This window comes from Alkalimarinus alittae, from assembly GCF_026016465.1.
Taxonomy (GTDB): Bacteria; Pseudomonadota; Gammaproteobacteria; order Pseudomonadales; family Oleiphilaceae; genus Alkalimarinus; species Alkalimarinus alittae.
On the sequence record NZ_CP100390.1, the window covers coordinates 3,390,199 to 3,409,085 of the forward strand.

At 44.7% G+C, this 18,887-nt stretch carries 14 protein-coding genes; 7 read left to right on the forward strand and 7 right to left on the reverse strand.

Annotation, left to right across the window (positions count from 1 at the left end):
* Window positions 1-36 precede the first annotated feature (36 nt).
* The 4 genes from fba to tkt form a co-directional block, all read right to left on the reverse strand.
* Complete coding sequence (gene fba / locus NKI27_RS15320; RefSeq protein WP_265046908.1) at window positions 37-1,086, reverse strand: class II fructose-bisphosphate aldolase; 1,050 nt, start codon at window positions 1,084-1,086, stop codon at window positions 37-39.
* A gap of 163 nt (window positions 1,087-1,249) precedes the next feature.
* Window positions 1,250-2,413 (reverse strand): phosphoglycerate kinase, encoded by a 1,164-nt coding sequence (locus NKI27_RS15325; RefSeq protein WP_265046909.1) that lies wholly within the window; start codon window positions 2,411-2,413, stop codon window positions 1,250-1,252.
* A 59-nt stretch (window positions 2,414-2,472) separates the two neighbouring features.
* On the reverse strand, window positions 2,473-3,543 hold the full coding sequence (gene gap / locus NKI27_RS15330) for a type I glyceraldehyde-3-phosphate dehydrogenase (protein WP_265046910.1): 1,071 nt from the start codon (window positions 3,541-3,543) through the stop codon (window positions 2,473-2,475).
* Between the two features lie 116 nt (window positions 3,544-3,659).
* Window positions 3,660-5,654 (reverse strand): transketolase, encoded by a 1,995-nt coding sequence (gene tkt / locus NKI27_RS15335; protein ID WP_265046911.1) that lies wholly within the window; start codon window positions 5,652-5,654, stop codon window positions 3,660-3,662.
* A 335-nt stretch (window positions 5,655-5,989) separates the two neighbouring features.
* On the opposite strand from tkt, the gene NKI27_RS15340 reads away from it, so the two are divergent.
* Window positions 5,990-6,289 carry a hypothetical protein gene (locus NKI27_RS15340; RefSeq protein ID WP_265046912.1) on the forward strand — a complete coding sequence of 100 codons (300 nt, stop codon included), beginning with the start codon at window positions 5,990-5,992 and terminating at the stop codon, window positions 6,287-6,289.
* A 392-nt stretch (window positions 6,290-6,681) separates the two neighbouring features.
* Window positions 6,682-7,542, forward strand: a complete 861-nt coding sequence (locus NKI27_RS15345) for a formylglycine-generating enzyme family protein (protein ID WP_265046913.1) — start codon at window positions 6,682-6,684, stop codon at window positions 7,540-7,542.
* A gap of 6 nt (window positions 7,543-7,548) precedes the next feature.
* On the opposite strand, the gene NKI27_RS15350 is transcribed toward NKI27_RS15345, so the two are convergent.
* Genes NKI27_RS15350 through NKI27_RS15360 form a run of 3 tightly spaced genes read right to left on the reverse strand, consistent with a single transcriptional unit; the run spans window position 7,549 to window position 12,883 of the window.
* Entirely contained in the window at window positions 7,549-10,089 is a 2,541-nt protein-coding gene (locus NKI27_RS15350) for a hypothetical protein (RefSeq protein WP_265046914.1), read from the reverse strand.
* A 51-nt stretch (window positions 10,090-10,140) separates the two neighbouring features.
* Window positions 10,141-10,725 carry a DUF4123 domain-containing protein gene (locus NKI27_RS15355; RefSeq protein ID WP_265046915.1) on the reverse strand — a complete coding sequence of 195 codons (585 nt, stop codon included), beginning with the start codon at window positions 10,723-10,725 and terminating at the stop codon, window positions 10,141-10,143.
* 10 nt (window positions 10,726-10,735) lie between these two features.
* On the reverse strand, window positions 10,736-12,883 hold the full coding sequence (locus NKI27_RS15360) for a type VI secretion system Vgr family protein (RefSeq protein ID WP_265046916.1): 2,148 nt from the start codon (window positions 12,881-12,883) through the stop codon (window positions 10,736-10,738).
* A gap of 286 nt (window positions 12,884-13,169) precedes the next feature.
* On the opposite strand from NKI27_RS15360, the gene NKI27_RS15365 reads away from it, so the two are divergent.
* The 5 genes from NKI27_RS15365 to NKI27_RS15385 all read left to right on the forward strand — a co-directional run bounded on the left by NKI27_RS15365 (window position 13,170) and on the right by NKI27_RS15385 (window position 18,856).
* Window positions 13,170-14,195: an ArsR/SmtB family transcription factor gene (locus tag NKI27_RS15365; RefSeq protein ID WP_265046917.1), complete on the forward strand. Its 1,026-nt coding sequence runs from the start codon at window positions 13,170-13,172 to the stop codon at window positions 14,193-14,195.
* Window positions 14,196-14,266: 71 nt separating this feature from the next.
* Window positions 14,267-15,427, forward strand: a complete 1,161-nt coding sequence (gene metK, locus NKI27_RS15370) for a methionine adenosyltransferase (RefSeq protein ID WP_265046918.1) — start codon at window positions 14,267-14,269, stop codon at window positions 15,425-15,427.
* 154 nt (window positions 15,428-15,581) lie between these two features.
* Window positions 15,582-16,979: an adenosylhomocysteinase gene (gene ahcY, locus NKI27_RS15375; RefSeq protein ID WP_265046919.1), complete on the forward strand. Its 1,398-nt coding sequence runs from the start codon at window positions 15,582-15,584 to the stop codon at window positions 16,977-16,979.
* A 95-nt stretch (window positions 16,980-17,074) separates the two neighbouring features.
* Entirely contained in the window at window positions 17,075-17,944 is an 870-nt protein-coding gene (gene metF / locus NKI27_RS15380) for a methylenetetrahydrofolate reductase [NAD(P)H] (RefSeq protein ID WP_265046920.1), read from the forward strand.
* A 177-nt stretch (window positions 17,945-18,121) separates the two neighbouring features.
* Window positions 18,122-18,856: a 16S rRNA (uracil(1498)-N(3))-methyltransferase gene (locus NKI27_RS15385; RefSeq protein WP_265046921.1), complete on the forward strand. Its 735-nt coding sequence runs from the start codon at window positions 18,122-18,124 to the stop codon at window positions 18,854-18,856.
* Window positions 18,857-18,887: the final 31 nt, after the last annotated feature.

Here is an 18,887-nt window from a genome sequence, read left to right on the forward strand (position 1 = left end):
CACGGTTTTTTTTGCTGCTAATACGTTATGACCGACTTATAATTCGCCAGCTTCGTAACGCTTATACATCACTTCGAGTGAGTCTGCTTTAATCTTGCTTGCGTTGCCTGATGTACCAAATGCATCATAACGCGCAATACAAATTTCAGTCATCGCCTTAACCGACTCTTTTAGGTATTTACGTGGGTCAAACTCTGATGGGTTATTACCCATAAAGCGACGAATAGCACCTGTTGAAGCCAAACGAAGGTCGGTATCGATATTTACTTTACGAACACCGTGCTTAATACCTTCAACAATCTGCTCTACTGGCACACCGTAAGTTTCTGGGATTTCACCACCAAACTCATTAATAATCGCCAACCACTCTTGAGGCACAGATGATGAGCCGTGCATAACAAGGTGAGTATTCGGGATACGCGAGTGAATCGCTTTAATACGATCGATCGCCAAAATATCATCTGTCGGTGGACGTGTAAATTTGTAAGCGCCGTGACTAGTACCACAAGCGATAGCCAATGCATCTACACCGGTTTTCGCAACGAAGTCTGCTGCTTCTTCTGGGTCTGTCAGCATTTGCTCAGCCGTCAATATACCTTCTGCGCCAACGCCATCTTCTTCACCCGCCTGACCTGTTTCTAAAGAACCCAGGCAACCTAACTCACCTTCAACCGAAACACCACAGGCATGAGCCATATCCACAGTACGACGTGTTACATCAACATTGTACTCGTAAGAAGCAGGCGTTTTACCGTCTTCCATCAACGAGCCGTCCATCATGACAGATGAGAAACCCAACTGAATCGAGCGCTGACAGATCGCAGGTGATGTACCGTGATCCTGGTGCATACAAACAGGGATATGCGGAAATTCTTCAATGGCTGCAAGAATAAGATGCCTTAAAAAGGGTGCGCCTGCATAGCTGCGAGCGCCTGCAGAAGCCTGAACAATAACAGGACTATTAGTCTTGTCTGCAGCTTCCATAATAGCGCGCATTTGTTCAAGGTTGTTAACGTTGAACGCGGGTACACCATATCCAAATTCTGCTGCGTGATCGAGCATCTGACGCATGCTAATAAGTGCCATGAGCTTTTCCTTTTATTTATTTCCACGTAATGATACGTGCAAGTTTAATTCAATGTATTAAAAAGAGTGTAACAAAAACTAGCCAGTGCCCACTCTAAAATTCGCTACTCAATTTTCTTGTCATCTTCGCGAAGGCGGGAATGACCGTATTTCTATCAATGCATTACTTAGTGCCGCGCGCTTCTAACATCGCGACAGCCGGTAGTACTTTACCTTCTACAAACTCAAGGAACGCACCGCCTCCTGTAGATATATAAGACACTTTATCTGCGATGTCGTATTTATCAACCGCTGCCAAGGTATCGCCACCACCTGCAATCGAGAAAGCATCGCTTTCAGCAATCGCCAATGAAAGCGCTTTAGTGCCTTCGCCAAACTGGTCGAATTCGAATACCCCTACAGGGCCATTCCAAATAATCGTTTTAGCTTCTTTTAGTGTTGCAGCCAATGCGGTAACTGAGTCTGGGCCAATATCAAAGATCATGTCATCTTCAGCAACGTCAGCGGCGGCTTTAAGCGTGGCCTCTGCTGTTTCAGAGAACGCCTTACCCACGACAACATCAGTCGGCACAGGCACATCAACTTTAGCCATCAATGCTTTGGCGTTAGGAATCAAGTCATGTTCACAAAGCGACTTACCAACAGGGTTACCCGCTGCGGCTAAGAACGTGTTCGCGATACCGCCCCCAACAATCATCTTATCAACCACATCAGATAGCGACTCAAGAACCGTTAACTTAGTAGATACCTTTGAACCGCCGACAATGGCGACCAATGGTCGTGCTGGGTTATCCAACGCTTTACCCAGTGCTTCTAATTCGCCAGCCAATAATGGGCCCGCACAAGCAACAGGCGCGTACTTTCCTACACCGTGAGTTGACGCTTGAGCTCGGTGAGCCGTACCAAACGCATCCATCACGTAGATATCACATAATGCAGCATAAGCACGAGAAAGTGACTCATCGTCTTTCTTCTCGCCTTTATTAAATCGAACATTTTCAAATAGCACGACTTGGCCGTCTTGCAAATCAACACCGTTCTGCCAGTCTGCAACCACATCCACTTGTTGGCCTAACAAACCAGACAAGTGCTCAGCGACAGGCTTTAATGAAAACTCTTCTGCAAATTCGCCTTCCGTGGGGCGACCTAAATGTGTCATCAACATCACCTTTGCACCGGCTTCTACCGCCAACTTAATGGTGGGTAAAGACGCTCTAATACGTGCATCACTGGTGACTTTGCCATCTTTAACGGGGACGTTAAGATCTTCACGGATCAATACTCGCTTTCCTGCAAGATCAAGATCTGTCATTTTGATGATCGCCATTCTTTATCCTCATGTACTCTAATTTAAACAGTATTTTTAACGGTAGTTTCAAGCAATAGTTAACGCTTATTAGCAGAGTCCAACCACACCGATGCAACATCTAGCATACGGTTAGCAAACCCCCATTCATTATCAAACCAGGTCAATACCTTCACTAGCTTGCCATCACTCACTTGCGTCTGACTTCCATCAACAATTCCCGATCGTGAATCGTGATTAAAATCAGACGAAGCCAGTGGCTCTTCAGTAAAACCTAACACACCCCCTAAACCATTTTGGGAGGCGCCTGATAATATTTGGTTCACTTCCTGAATAGTGGTATTTCGACTGACGTTGATTGTTAAGTCGAGCAACGATACATTAATAGTCGGCACCCTGATCGCGACAGCACTAAAGCGACCTTCCATTTCAGGGAGTAGTCGATCAACGCCTTTTGCCAACCCTGTATCAACCGGCACAATGTTATGCATTGCGCTACGGGTACGGCGTAAATCTTGATGGTGATACGCATCAATGGTTGGCTGATCATTCATGGCTGAATGGATGGTCGTGATCGTACCTCGCTCAATACCTAATTTCTCGTGCAACACTTTAATAACTGGAACAATACAGTTAGTCGTGCAAGATGCATTGGAAACGATGCGGTCAGCACTAGATAGCGATTCGTGATTAATACCATATACAATGGTTTTATCTACATTAGCATCTGCAGGTTGTGAAAATAGCACCTTACCCGCGCCTGCGGTGATATGTGCTTCTGCGCCATCCCTGTCGCCAAACGCCCCAGTACACTCCAACACAAGGTCTACATTTAAGGCTTTCCAAGGGAGTTTTTCAGGGGACTTTTGACTAATCACTTCAATATGATCGTGATGTGCATCTTTATCATATTCAGCATTGCTGTAGCGACTGCCACTTTTGATGCAAAGCCGACCCTCATTTACATTGACAGAGCCTGAAAAACGGCCATGTGTAGAGTCGTATCGAGTCAAATAAGCGATCGTATCAATGTCAGATAGCTCATTGATAGCGACAACTTGAATCTTCTCGCGATATCCATTCTCATACAACGCACGGAGCACACACTGCCCTATACGCCCATATCCATTTATCGCCACTCTGTATGACATTTATTTACAACAACTCTTGTATGGATAACAATTATTGATCTTCACGTTAACACCTTCCTCTCATATTGCGAGAAGAAGGTTTGCACTCTAACAATCAAATATTTAAACAGTGATGTTTAAAGTAACTCTTCTGTTACAGCAACGATATTATCAACGGTAAAGCCGAACTCTTCATAGAGCTCATTAGCAGGTGCAGACTCACCATAAGTAGACATGCCTACGATACGGCCATCAAGACCTACATACTTATACCAAAAGTCTTCAATACCCGCTTCAATCGCTACTCGCGCTGAAACTTCTAAAGGCAATACGTGCTGTTTGTATTCAGCACCTTGCGCATCAAATACGTCCGTAGAGGGCATGGATACAACACGTACCTTAGTGCCTTTTCCGCGAAGCGCATCAGCAGCACTCTGAGCTAAACCAATTTCAGAACCGGTCGCAATCAATATTACATCTGGTGTACCTTCTGAGTCAGACAGGATATACCCACCACGCGCAATCAACGCAACCTGCTCAGCAGTACGATCCTGATGAGGTAAGCCCTGACGAGAGAATATCAATGAAGAAGGACCGTCTTGACGCTCGATAGCTGATTTCCAAGCAACCGCTGACTCAACGGTGTCACATGGACGCCACAAGTTCATGTTGGGTGTATTTCTCAAGCTCGCCATCTGTTCAACAGGCTGGTGAGTGGGGCCATCTTCGCCCAGGCCGATAGAGTCGTGAGTATACACATTGATCACACGCTGCTTCATTAATGCAGACATACGTACCGCATTACGCGCATATTCCATAAACATTAAGAAGGTTGCGCCGTAAGGAACAAATCCACCGTGCAAGGCAATACCATTCATAATGGCTGACATACCAAACTCACGCACACCGTAGAATATATAGTTACCTGATGCGTCGTCTTTCTCTAAGCCTTTACAGTCTTTCCAAAGCGTTAGGTTTGAACCCGCTAGGTCAGCAGAACCACCTAATAACTCAGGCAACAAAGGACCAAACGCATTCAATGTATTCTGAGATGCTTTACGACTCGCAACCGTTTCGCCTTTTTCCTGACATTCCTGAACATACGCTTCAGCTTTTGCAGAGAAATCAGCCGGTAACTCACCCTTCATTCGTCGCGTCAGTTCTGAAGCTAGCTCAGGGTACTCAGCGGCGTATGCAGCAAATGATTGATCCCATGCGGCTTCAGCGGCACGCCCTTTTTCTTTTGCATCCCAGCCCGCATAAATATCGTCTGGCACTTCAAAAGAACCATGCGTCCAGCCTAGTTTCTCACGCGTCGCTTTGATTTCATCATCACCTAATGGTGCACCATGACAGCCTTCAGTGCCTTCTTTATTAGGTGAGCCAAACCCAATCACGGTTTTACAGCAAATCATTGTTGGCTGATCTGGATTTGCTTTGGCTTGTGCAATCGCATCACGTATCGCGTCTGAATCATGTCCGTCTACAGCGGGGATAACCTGCCAGCCGTAAGATTCAAAACGTGCGGGTGTATCGTCAGTAAACCAACCTTCTACTTCGCCATCAATCGAAATACCATTGTCATCGTAGAACGCAATTAGCTTACCTAAACCCAATGTGCCCGCTAATGAGCTCACTTCGTGGGAGATACCTTCCATTAAGCAACCATCACCTAAAAACACATAGGTGTTATGATCAATAATGTCATGCCCTTCTCGGTTAAACTGCGCCGCCATTGATTTTTCAGCGATGGCCATACCTACCGCATTGGCAATACCCTGACCCAACGGCCCAGTCGTGGTTTCTACACCTGGGGTATAACCATATTCTGGATGACCTGGGGTTTTTGAGTGTAACTGTCTGAAGTTTTTGAGATCATCAATACTCAGATCGTAGCCAGTAAGATGCAGTAAAGAGTATATAAGCATCGAACCATGACCATTAGATAAGATGAATCGATCACGGTTAGTCCATTCAGGATTAACTGGGTTATGCGTCATGTGGTCATTCCACAAAACCTCAGCGATATCGGCCATCCCCATCGGAGCACCAGGATGCCCAGAATTGGCTTTTTGAACAGCATCCATACTGAGTGCACGAATTGCGTTTGCTAGATCTCTACGAGATGGCATTAAATTGTCTCCCACCGACAGTTTAAAATATTTTTACATTCAAGCGACTGAGATTAGGGCTTGCTGTCACTTTAAAATGCACAATAAAAAAAGGCGGTTATTTTCCCTTATATAGGCCTATTGAGCAAATTTATTGGGTTTTAATTCGTAACCAATAGATATTTCTAACTCTCATCACTGTATGCGCCTATGCAAAGGTTATTAAGGCTAGGTTAGTTTTATTCGTTATATAGGGGATAGCCTTAAATAATGGCACTATGAAGATCAATCGAATATAATCCCACCCGCGCATTGACGCGCTAAGCATAACTCACTTTTTGAAAAGGAATTTCATCATGAGAAGACGCATTCTGCTATCGTCTATTATTGTTAGCCTATCGCTTTTCACCTCGTCTAACCTTCTAGCGTCAGACAATGCTATCAGCATTAGCAAACAAGAGACGTTAAAGACACTCTTAGTCAAACTCTCTGGCAAAAACGTCACGCTTAAGCTTGAATCAGGCCAAGAACTAACAGGTCAACTTAGCACTGTAGGTCAACACTTAGTTGAGCTAAACACCCTTCAAGGACGCGAATTCTTTAATGCCATCATAATGCTAGACGGCATTGACGGTGTCATTATCAGAAATCGATAGTCTTTATTTGTATATCGCACCTCCTGCCTTCTTACTGAACGGATCAAAGTGGCAGGAGGGATTGCAATGGTCCCGATAAAAATTTTATAAAACCACTCAGAACCCAGTTATAAAAGATGTCAGGTCTATTGTTTGAAATACCCGTAGCCGTGATGCAGCGCAGCGGATTCAAGGGGCCTGCCACACTGAAACCACCAATAGCCCACCCCTGATTACAGTCGTGCCTCCTTTCATCAAGGCTACAACTTATCCTATACGTTTACACTCCAAGTCATGTTAAAAATCACGGGGCAACGCTACCCCCCCCAATTACTTTTTCACCCTAGTTCACTTCCCTGTTATAATTCCCCACCAAATTGAAAACGGATTTCAATGAATCAAGGACGACATGGATGAACGCCACCCTCAAAACCATTACATTACTAGCAGCCATAACCCTCACCGCTTGCACCTCCACCGAAGATAAAGTGAATGACCTACTCGAACGTCATATGAATGCGTTTGTGTTTGTTGAAGGCGGCTCATTTATGATGGGAAACCCAGGGCTAGGTTGGGCTTTAGGCGCTGATTCTTACCCTGCCCACAAGGTGACTTTGGATAGTTTTTCTATTCAGAAGTATGAAGTGACTCAGGGGGATATGGATTTGTTTATGGAGGTGACGGGGTATGTGTCATCCTATGAAAACTATGATAAAAAAAGAGGCGACAACCCAGACCGATTCGCCGCAAAAATGCCAGCACCAGCTGCATGGGCTGACGCTAAATCATTTTGCCAATGGGTTGGCAAGCTCAGTAATAAAGCTATTAATTTACCCACCGAAGCCCAATGGGAGTATGCAGCTCGCTCCCGTGGGCAGATGTATCGTTTTGCCACCGATACAGGTGAGGCTGTTGTAGACATAAACATGGCTCAAGAAGCTAAAAAGGGCATTTTTGATCAAAGTGCCCTTCCCAAGGTACCAGGAAGCTTCCCTCCTAACCCTCTGGGTTTATACGACATGTCAGGAAACGCAACCGAATGGGTTCTAGATAATTACCAACCAGATTATTACGAACACTCACCAGAGCATAACCCTCAGGGGCCCAAAGCAGCCAAAACAAGCGGACTTAAAAGCGGACCAACTTATCACCACAAGGTCTCTCGCGGCGGCCGGTTTTATGATTTCTGGGGCAATACAACCGTTTCTCGCTTAGATAAACCTCAAGAATTAATGGGGTTGGATACTGGGTTTAGGTGTGTCATGCAGAACTAACTACCTTCATTCAAGGCTAAGGTAGAAAGATCCGGCTCTATTTTTAAGCCAATTCCGTGCTCTAGTTTTTTGCTTTGACTGAAATAACAAATCATCAAATATTCTTTTATAGTTACTAACTAAAGTATGTGAGTTGCCTTTATTGCCTTTTCTCCCCATCAATCGCAATACTTCAAAAAACTCTCTTTCTGAGTCAATACGCTCTAGTAATATCATACAAGCAGACGCTTGCAGCTCATCATCATCTAAGTTGAAGCTATTTGGCTCAAAGAAATACGTCAAACAAACCCTGTCTAATACATCAGCTTTTGCTATAGGTGTTAAGAATCTTAAATTACTAGGTGTTGACAATATATTTCTGCATTCCTCTTTGACCAGCTTCTGATTAGAAGACAGACTTTTCCATTTATCAATAATCTGATCCTCCGATAAATTAGCTAGCACACTTAGAGTTTCGCCAACAGCAATATGCAAACTCATAATCTTAGAAATCATGTCAAAAGCAGTCTCAGTAACCCACTCCAAAAACCGAAAATCTGACTCTTCCAATGCCTGTCGCACAAACTGAATCAATTCAATCACCTGCTCCACTTTTAACTCAGCCGCCACACCTCCTGCGCCACCGGGTCCAAACACCAGCTGACCACTGAAATGAGCAATAAACTTACCTCTTGAATAACCCACCGTAAAATCCAACCCGAACCCCACGCCAAACGCGACAGAGGCACTAGGTGTTATTTTTACTAACTCGCTAAAATTAGCGACCGTTGATTTAGCTACACGGCCTGATTCAAGTCTATTTTGGCTTATCGGTTTTGCCCACTCGACTGAAAGGTCGGCTTCGTTCTTTAGCATACCACCGGCAAATACATTACCATTCATATCACCGCCTACATTGAGCTCGCCCGGTTTTGTGTCGACTCGCAATTTAGCTGATAGCATGGCGCAAGCGCCGACCGAACCTTGAACGGTGAGTATCAATGAGGTTCTAAATACCCCACAATGAAGCTGTTTTAGCTCACCGCTGTCACCTTGGTAGCTCAGTTTAAGTTCATGCCCTGCTTCGCTTGGCAGGCGTAATGTGGCATTGGCACTGGCTTTCAGTAAGCTAAATTCAGCGCTTGTCTCCCCTCCTAAATGAATCCGTCCCTTTTTAGGGTCATACTCCCCCGCAAACTGCGCCCCTGCTGAAAACCTCATCAACTGCGCTTCCGCGCTTGCGGTCAACTGTTTATCTTCAGGAACGACATCGCCATTTAGGCTGACTTTAAATAACTCTTTATTAAGCTGATTAAAAAAATTATCTTCTTTGCTTTGCCACGTTTTAAACACTAACTTACCGCTGACATTTTCTTTTAAACCTTGCGCGGCTTGCTTGGCCGCACCTTCTATGCCAGCTCGATTTAATTTGAGCGATCGTTTTACATCTGCGATCGATATTTTTTGCCAATTCTTTTTAAACTGACTCAGCGAGTCTCTGCGAATGTAACTTAAGTTTTGGGAGCCGGTGCGCTTTATTTCGATTAGTTGATGTGTGTATCGCAACTTAGGCATTTGAAAGGCGGCCTCTACAGGCACCCTGTCCGCCATGGAGCTATAAAAAGCCTCTTTCTTTTGTTCTAAACTCTTTTTATCAGCATGCAACTTATTTTGACTATTTTCATACTTAGCCAACTCTTCAACATCTCGCTGATAGAGTCGATCGCTATTAGTAAACCAGTGAAAAAACTTTAGCACTCTCAAAGTGCCCATTCGAGAAGCTCTATTATCGATTTCTCTTTCTATTTCGAGAGTCTTAATGTCAATATCAGCTAGGTGATTTAACTCGGCAGATGATACATAGTTGACCATCCCCGTTTCATCACTGAGGGTTTTAGCATGTTCTTTTAATCGTTTTAGTTCATCATCACTGTCAGGCGGTGTTTTTTGCAGTGCGACTTTATAGGCGACCTCACTTTCAACCGCCTCTTTAAGCTTGCTAATTCTGCCCTCTTCACGGCTTAACACTTTTTGCTTTTGTGTTAGCGTTTCTTTTAAGTTATCGAGATTCGCGCCTAAATCTAAGCGCGTTTGCTGCAATGTTGCTAAATAGCGCATATAAAACCCACGCGTTTCTGGCGCTAAGAGTCCGTGCTGTAGCTCTTTTTCGATAATGTAGACATCGCTGCTTACTCTTTTATATCTGTTAAGCTGTCGTTCATAGCGATGTTTAGCCAATGTAGCCTGCGCTTCATAGCGCTTTAATGGCGTTAAGCCTGAAGAAGGCACTAAGGGCGGGATTAACTTTTCTTCTTTGAGTGATTCCCAAGTCTTCTTTTTAACATCGATGATCGTTTTATTTGACTGTGAATAGGCATCCAACAAATTTTTAATGGGGGCTGATACAAAACTCTCTTCGTTCTCAAGTTCTTTGATTTGACCTTGGGTGAGGCAATACACTTGCATGTTATCACCTGTAACATGGACAAGATCTGTCCACTCCGTTTCGCAGGCGGCAGGTGCGATTCCCGATGTAATCGCTGGGCTTTCTTTGCAAATATTAGTCATTTAGCATCCTTGCTATGTGATCAATGTTGTTAGTGATTATCCGATATTGGGTTATTCATTCGCCGTCAATATCGCATCTAGCCATTGTGGTTTAAATACCACGCCAGAGGATTGCAGAAGCGGTGCTTCTGGTATGGATAGTGTCATTTTTTGCCATGTCTGCTGCTGAGCATTAAACCATGTAATACTTTCAATGCCACGGTAGAGTTCAGCGCACTCGTCTGGCGTGAGTGCGGGTATTAATCGAGAAAGCGAAGTAGGGTCATAAAAACGGTAATGGAGATACCGTCCACCCTCGGTGGTAATCCACAGTAATCGGCTCAAGGTAGAACCCAACACTTCAAGCTCATAAGGTGATCGCACCCAAATGGCCGAGCCTTTAGGGCCTAATTCGCTCTCAAACAAATAAGGGATATCTGAATCTATTGACACTTTTACCAAGCAAGGGCTGAGATCAATGACATCTTGATAGCGCGTATTTTTATATAAGGGATACCACTCAGGGTTATCAATATGCTGATATACCCATTTCAACACAGGTTCCATTTTGATGCCGTCAATCAACAGATAATCAAATGCATCTGTTTCAGGTAGGCCGAGTGCCGCTAGCTGCGGATCGCTTTTTAATGATGACATTAACAACTCCTTAGCCCGCAACACAGGTACAGGTTTGTTTTGCGCACTGGCCGTTTTCGTCTCGCATACACTCATCGGCGAGTAACTGCTCATTCGCGACTAATGCCTTTAAGTGCACTCGTTTGTTAATCGTAGACTGAGCCCCTTCTTTAAATGCTAATTCGCCTCTTTCAAAGGGGGCTTTTTCTGGATTTATTTCAGTCTGTTTACCCGCCCCCTCTCTAACAACTTGAATCGCTGGCGAGGGTGCTTTAGGAGATGCCGCACTGGCTGGCCCTGCGCTACCACCGCCATTCAAGTTAATAGTGGCGCCTTGAATCTGCACCCCTGCAGGGCTTAGTTTTATAAAGGCACCGCCGGCCTGAATAGTGAGCTCAACACCGGCATCCAGAACCACTTTACTGCCCGATTTAATATGTATATCACCGCCTGCCTGCTGTTTTATAGAGCCTGCTACTTTCTCCTGCCGATCCCCTTTAATCGTTAAATGATGCCCCGATTGCGTTTGCACTTTAATATCGCCGCCGACACGTTGGTTTAACTCGCCTTTTACCTGCTCAAACATGTCTTGCTCAACGATAGAATGACGATTCTCACCGACATGGATTTTGTGGTCTTGAAGGATTTTCAGGTCAAAATCTTTTTGAGCTTGTACAAAGATTTGCTCATGGCCTTTTTTGTCTTCCACTCTGAGCTCATTAAAGCCCCCAGCAGGTACACTCTGACTCTTAAAAGTTGTGCGGGTCTTATGGTCAGGTAATGGGTAAGGAGGCTTGTGCAGACTATGATAAACACAACCTGTCACCAGAGGGGTATCAGGGTTACCGTCAACAAAATCAACAATCACCTCTTGCCCAACCCTAGGCAAACTAACGGAGCCCCATTGGTTTCCTGCCCACGCCTGTGACACTCGCAACCAACAGGAACGCTTATTCTCTCGCTCCCAATGAAAGTTGACTTTAATGCGACCTAACTCATCCGTATAAATAGACTCGCCTGGTGCACCGTAAACAACCGCTGTCTGCGCGCCTTGAATAACGGGTTTCTTATGACGCCGCTGAGGTCGGTACTCCATGGTAGAAGGGATACAGGAAACCGTGGTGTGAAATTGATATCCCCCACCACCCGATTGCTCTTCAAGCACTTGAGGTTGATCTCCGCTTTGCTGAATAGAGGTCATGAGAAAGTCGGTGTTAAAATCTTCTCGCGGATGTTGAGAAAGTGTAAATACGGCACCGCTAGTTAAAAAACAAACATCACCTTTTGCTTCTATCTTGCAACTGGCCACCTTGCTTCTTGCCAATTCGATTTTGGATCGCCTATTACCCTCTTCTGTCTTTTTATAGCCACCGGGGAAGCGATAGTTTTCTAGCTTAGACGTTGATATCTCTTGTGAGCTTGATAGGAGTGAGCGATTTGGTTTTTCGTAGTTATAATCATTAAACGTTATTTGGTCGTGGGAGACTTGCTGATTCCAGCTCAACCCATGAAGGGTTGCTTCATCCCCTGCTTGGCCGCTATTACCTTGAAACTTGATGTCTCTTTTGGGGGTTAACAGACGAAACGACGATGGGTTATCTGAAATAACCATCACAGGCTGACGCTCACTCTGCTCAAAATGATAATGGATACCCTCTTCTTCCAATAGACGCGACACAAAATGCCATTCATGCTCGTCATACTGAACACAATATTCACGCTGTGGGTATTGGCTGCTTAGCTCAAAGCGATAACTCTGGCTATCAAGGCCGGCTTCATCAAATACCTGCTGCACCATTGAAGGGACATCTTGATCTTGAAATATTCTAAAGCCGTGCCGGTGTTGAAGCCACTTAAACTGAGGGACTAACGTAAAAGTGTAGAATGAAAATCGTCGTTGAATAGAACCCTGCGTAACTGCATACACGGCCCCCATAATGGTGCGACTATGCCCTTTGTCATCTTTAATCTGAAAGGTCGCTTGGCGGCCAATCAAATCATTTAGTGACAACGCATTATTTTCACAGGCGATATCGATGGTGTATTCATAAAGTGATGAAATGGCTTCGTGCCCTTCAAAATGGACCACCCGAAGCAGATCGTTAATACCCGCTACAGACAACATTAAGCGAGCATCCCAGTGCCGCTGATTCAGCACCGAAGGCATGAGGTTTGACATGTTACTCTTCCTTGAGTCAGAGGCATTGAAACCTCTTTTCATTAAAATTCAACGTATTAACAAGCCATAGCCTGACCTGATACCACTGAATGCCATTCTTCCTGAATAGCTGAGGGGGATTATAAATCATAACGGATCAAAAAGTAACCGACACCATCGCTACTCAAGCGTCCGATCAGCCCCCTTCCCTCTTAAAACGTGATCAGGCACGCAACCACAATATCTATATCAAAATAATTTGATATAGATATTGTGTGTTTCAAAAACCACTGATAAACTGCCCTCCATGTTAAATAACCTTATCTCCATCTCGCCAGAGACAGCCAACAATACCACAGAGCACCCAAGCCCTGCTGTCACTCAGTGCCTGTCTTCTTTAGCGCCGGTATTAAAGGCTAGCGGTGATCCGCTACGTCTCGAGATTCTGCGTGTATTACAGCGAGATACGTTTGGCGTGATGGAGTTGTGCAATATTTTTGATAGCCGCCAATCAGGTATGAGCCATCACCTAAAGGTACTGCACAAAGCAGGTCTTGTTGAAACTCAGCGTGAAGGTAACTCAATATTTTACCGTCGCCCGATTAAACAAGACGATGGCATCAATGATGAGTTAATCCATTCACTGTTCGCAATAATCGATCAAACAGAAATATCGCCTACTACCGCAGAGAGCATTAACTTAATTAAAGAACAACGGGCAGAACAGTCCCAAGCCTTCTTTTCTCGTTATGCTGATAAGTTCAAAGAGCAACAAGAACTGATTGCGCTATTTGAACAGTATGCTGTACCGGTGGTTGATTTAATCAACGCCCATGATTTTGCTGATAACGCTAGCGCGATGGAGATCGGCCCCGGTGAAGGTGCATTTTTAAACGAGCTTTCAACTCGCTTTAACAAGGTTTACGCCCTCGATAATTCAGAAGGCATGCTGAATAAAGCAAAAGCACATGCAAGTGAACACAACCTCACCAATATTGAGTTTTTATTAGGTGAAAGCGGCAAAGCACGACAAGAGAATATTACTGTCGATGCCATCGTGCTGAATATGGTGTTGCATCATATTCCGAGCCCTGGGGATATATTTACAGACTGCGCTAAGTTGCTTAATGATGATGGCATTATGTTGGTCAGCGATCTTAGCCACCACGATCAGAATTGGGTAAAAGAAAACTGCGGTGACCTTTGGTTGGGTTTTGAAAGCGAAGAACTTTCGCTATGGGCCAAAAACGCGGGATTAGAAGAAGGCGAAAGTTTATATATAGGTCTTCGCAACGGATTTCAGATTCAAGTAAGAGAATTTATTAAGCGTTAACACTTTAAAGTCAGATTGATAAACCTAAACACACATTGATAGAACCACATTATTAAAGTAAGGAAAAAACAATGAGCGAATATTCTTTATTTACTTCAGAATCAGTTTCTGAAGGCCACCCAGATAAAATGGCAGACCAAATCTCTGATGCCATTGTTGATGCCATCATTGCAGAAGACAAGCACTCACGTATCGCCGTAGAGACCATGGTTAAAACCGGTATGGCGGTGATTGCGGGTGAAGTTCGCACCAGTACCTACATTGATCTTGAAGATCTGGTTCGCGAAGTTATTTTAGATATCGGCTACAACAGCTCTGATGTCGGTTTTGACGGTGCTTCTTGTGCTGTACTTAACGCCATTGGTAAGCAGTCTGCAGATATCGCAATGGGTGTTGATGAAGCAAACGATAAAGACCTCGGTGCGGGTGACCAAGGACTCATGTTCGGTTATGCCACTAACGAAACTGAAGTACTAATGCCGGCCCCTATTTTTTATGCTCACCGCCTTGTTGAGCGTCAAGCTCAGTTACGTAAAAAAGGTGTTTTACCTTGGTTGCGTCCAGATGCTAAAAGCCAGGTGACGCTACGTTATGAAAACGGCAAACCAGTAGCGATTGATGCAATTGTACTTTCAACACAACACGACGAAGGTATCTCTTTAGGTGATTTACGTGACGCAGTTCTAGAAGAAGTTGTTAAGCCTGTATTGCCATCAGAATGGCTACACAACGACACTTTATTCCACATCAACCCAACCGGTAACTTTGTTATTGGTGGACCTGTGGGTGACTGTGGTTTGACTGGCCGTAAGATCATCGTTGATACCTATGGTGGTATGGCGCGTCACGGTGGTGGTGCCTTCTCAGGAAAAGACCCATCAAAAGTTGACCGTTCAGCCGCCTACGCAGGCCGTTACGTCGCGAAGAATATCGTTGCTGCGGGCTTAGCTGACCGTTGTGAAATTCAAGTGTCTTACGCGATTGGGGTTGCTGAGCCAACGTCTATTGCGATCAACACCTTTGGCACTAACAAAATCGAAGAGTCAAAAATCGAAAGCTTGGTTCGTGAGCACTTTGACCTGCGTCCACAAGGCATCATCGATATGCTAGATCTCCGTCGCCCAATCTACCGTGCGACGGCAGCATACGGTCACTTTGGTCGTACTGAGCCAGAATTCACTTGGGAACATACTGACAAGGCGGCGGCATTGAAAGCGGCGGCAGGTCTTTAGATTAACAAATACTAAGGTCTCCGGTTATTCCTGCGTTAGTGGGATTTATAGCTCGGAGTCCTATCAAATAATGGATCCCCGCCTTCGCGGGGATGACGAGTAAGTCTATAAACCCTATTCGAAGGGATGACAAACAGATATAGGTAAGAAAACAATGAACGCAGCAGTTGAAGCAGGATTTACAGATTACAAAGTAGCCGACATCACATTAGCGGGCTGGGGTCGTCGTGAAATAGACATCGCTGAAGGTGAAATGCCAGCATTGATGGCATTACGTCGTAAGTACAAAGCAGCACAGCCGTTAAAAGATGCGCGCATCATGGGCTGTATTCACATGACGATCCAAACCGCTGTATTGATCGAAACATTAGTTGATTTGGGTGCAGACGTTCGTTGGTCTTCATGTAACATTTTCTCAACACAAGATCACGCAGCCGCCGCTATTGCAGCCGCAGGCATCCCTGTTTTTGCATGGAAAGGCGAAACTGAAGAAGAGTTTTTGTGGTGTATTGAGCAAACGATTCTTGCTGAAAAAGACGGTAACGATGTATGGAACGCTAACATGATCCTTGATGATGGTGGCGATCTGACTGAAATGGTTCACAACAAGTACCCTGAAATGCTTAATGCTATTCACGGTATTTCAGAAGAGACCACTACCGGTGTTCACCGTCTATTAGAAATGCTTGAAAAAGGCGAGTTGAAGGTGCCTGCCATCAACGTAAACGATGCGGTAACCAAGTCTAAAAATGACAACAAGTACGGCTGTCGTCATAGCTTAAACGATGCCATCAAGCGTGGTACTGATCACCTTCTTTCAGGTAAGAAAGCATTGGTTATTGGTTACGGTGATGTTGGTAAAGGTTCAGCCGCATCTCTTAACCAAGAAGGCATGATTGTTAAAGTATCTGAGATCGACCCTATTTGTGCGATGCAAGCATGCATGGACGGATTTGAAGTGGTATCTCCGTTTATTGATGGCATTAACGACGGTACGCTTGCGTCTATCGATAAAGCATTATTACAAAAGACTGACCTTGTAGTAACAACTACTGGTAACTCAAACGTATGTGATAAGAACATGCTTCAATCTCTTAAGAGCGGCGCGGTTGTTTGTAACATCGGTCACTTTGATAACGAAATCGATACGGCGTTTATGCGTGAAAACTGGGAGTGGCAAGAAGTTAAGCCTCAGGTTCACAAGATTGTTCGTAATGCCGCTGAAAACGATCACTTAATTCTTCTTTCTGAAGGTCGTTTGGTTAACTTGGGGAATGCCACAGGTCACCCTTCACGTATTATGGACGGTTCTTTTGCTAACCAAGTACTTGCTCAAATCTACTTGTGGGAAGCGAAATTCGCAGACCTTCCAGCAAACGAAAAAGAAGCCAACCTTTACGTTAAAGTGCTACCTAAGAAGTTAGACGAAGAAGTAGCAAAAGATATGGTAGAAGGCTTTGGTGGAGTATTAACACGCCTGACAACAGAGCAAGCAAACTACATCAACGTACCGGTTGATGGACCATATAAGCCTGAAAGCTATAAGTACTAATTAGAATTAACCCTGAATAGCTATCATTCCTGCGAAAGCGGGAATGATAAACGTAACTAAGTGCCATTAGGGTAAACTCCCCAAGGAATTAACACATGAATTCGCAAAGACCATTTAAGCAGCGCTTCAGCTTTGAGTTTTTCCCGCCGAAAACACCCGCGGGCATGGAAAAACTTCAAGCCGTCCGTGATGAGCTGGCGAAACGTGATCCCGATTTTTTCTCTGTAACATACGGTGCAGGCGGTTCTACACAAGACCGCACCATCAATACAGTAGTTAATTTGCACAAGCAAGGTATCTCTACAGCCCCTCATTTATCATGTATCGGTGCAACCACTGAAACATTGACTGAGCTTTTAGACTTATACAAAGCTAACGACATTCAACGCATTGTAGCGCTTCGCGGCGACCTACCTTCGGGTATGGGTGCTCATGGCGAACTGCGATACGCCAACGATTTAGTTGAGTTCATTCGTAAGCATAGTGGTGACCATTTTAATATCGAAGTTGCCGCTTACCCTGAGTTTCACCCACAAGCGGCGAACGCAGAGCAAGATCTGATCAACTTCAAGCGTAAAGTAGATGCCGGCGCCAACAGTGCGATCACGCAGTACTTCTATAACGTAGATTCATATTTCTACTTTGTAGATCGTGCAGAAACCATGGGGATCGATATTCCGATCGTACCTGGCATTATGCCCATAACCAATTACTCAAACCTTATACGGTTTAGTGATATGTGTGGTGCAGAAGTTCCTCGCTGGATTCGTAAGCAGCTTGAAGCTTACGGTGATGATATAGACAGCATCAAAAAGTTTGGTGAAGAAGTGGTGACTGAAATGTGTGAGCGTTTGCTCGATGAAGGCGCACCAGGCCTGCACTTCTACACACTTAATCAGGCAGAGCCTAGTTTAAATATATGGGACAACCTGAACCTAAGTGACCAAGAAAAAATCGCATTTTAATGTTAGCTACTGGTGTCAAGGATTGCCTATCTCTCCTTGATTCCAGTCGCGCCTCCTTTCATCACGGTTACTCTATGGGCTTTGTATAAATTTTCTTCACTTTTGACTGGGTTATCCTGTAAAGTCTATATCCAACTCGTTATACACTTATTCAATTAAAGCCTAAGAAAAAACAGCATGAGAATACCTCGAATCTATACCGCCACAGAGCTCACTGAAGGTACGACTATCGAGCTCGATTCTGCCGCCGCAAACCATGTAGGCAAAGTGCTTCGCATGAAGCCCGATCAATCACTGATATTATTTAATGGCAGCGGTAATGATTACACTGCGAGTATTTCTGACGTCACTAAAAAGCACGTCACGGTCGTAATCGACAGTACAATCAAAGTAGCGTCAGAATCGCCTCTTGAGACTCATATTGGTCAGGTCATGTCTCGCGGCGATCGAATGGATTACATGATTCAAAAAAGCACAGAATTAGGCGCAACCGAAATAACACCCCTGACAAGCGAGCGTTGTGAAGTAAAGTTGAAAGGTGACAGGGAAGAAAAAAGAGTCAAACAATGGCAGCAAATAGCGATCAGTGCAGCAGAGCAATGTGGTCGATCTAAAATCCCCATCATTAACCCAGTCACCTCTCTTGATGAGTGGGTTAGCAGCAAGCCAGACGACACGCTAGGGCTCGTGCTCCACCACCGTACTACGCAGCAAATTACCGATATCAAGCAACCCGAAAAAGTATGCTTACTCATTGGCCCGGAAGGTGGGCTTTCAAAGTCTGAAATAGACATGGCGATCAATCAGCAGTTTGTCGCGACCACTTTTGGGCCTCGCGTTTTTAGAACAGAAACTGCGCCGGTAGCAGCCTTGTCAATTATTCAGTGGTTATGGGGTGATTTTAACCGTTAATAGTGACGATCCTCTTCATAGTAAGGACGGA

Coding starts and splice junctions, on each gene's coding strand:
- fba (WP_265046908.1), bottom strand. CDS start 1,086: ATGGCACTTATTAGCATGCGTCAGATGCTCGATCACGCAGCAGAATTT.
- NKI27_RS15325 (WP_265046909.1), bottom strand. CDS start 2,413: ATGGCGATCATCAAAATGACAGATCTTGATCTTGCAGGAAAGCGAGTA.
- gap (WP_265046910.1), bottom strand. CDS start 3,543: ATGTCATACAGAGTGGCGATAAATGGATATGGGCGTATAGGGCAGTGT.
- tkt (WP_265046911.1), bottom strand. CDS start 5,654: ATGCCATCTCGTAGAGATCTAGCAAACGCAATTCGTGCACTCAGTATG.
- NKI27_RS15340 (WP_265046912.1), top strand. CDS start 5,990: ATGAGAAGACGCATTCTGCTATCGTCTATTATTGTTAGCCTATCGCTT.
- NKI27_RS15345 (WP_265046913.1), top strand. CDS start 6,682: ATGAACGCCACCCTCAAAACCATTACATTACTAGCAGCCATAACCCTC.
- NKI27_RS15350 (WP_265046914.1), bottom strand. CDS start 10,089: ATGACTAATATTTGCAAAGAAAGCCCAGCGATTACATCGGGAATCGCA.
- NKI27_RS15355 (WP_265046915.1), bottom strand. CDS start 10,725: ATGTCATCATTAAAAAGCGATCCGCAGCTAGCGGCACTCGGCCTACCT.
- NKI27_RS15360 (WP_265046916.1), bottom strand. CDS start 12,883: ATGTCAAACCTCATGCCTTCGGTGCTGAATCAGCGGCACTGGGATGCT.
- NKI27_RS15365 (WP_265046917.1), top strand. CDS start 13,170: ATGTTAAATAACCTTATCTCCATCTCGCCAGAGACAGCCAACAATACC.
- metK (WP_265046918.1), top strand. CDS start 14,267: ATGAGCGAATATTCTTTATTTACTTCAGAATCAGTTTCTGAAGGCCAC.
- ahcY (WP_265046919.1), top strand. CDS start 15,582: ATGAACGCAGCAGTTGAAGCAGGATTTACAGATTACAAAGTAGCCGAC.
- metF (WP_265046920.1), top strand. CDS start 17,075: ATGAATTCGCAAAGACCATTTAAGCAGCGCTTCAGCTTTGAGTTTTTC.
- NKI27_RS15385 (WP_265046921.1), top strand. CDS start 18,122: ATGAGAATACCTCGAATCTATACCGCCACAGAGCTCACTGAAGGTACG.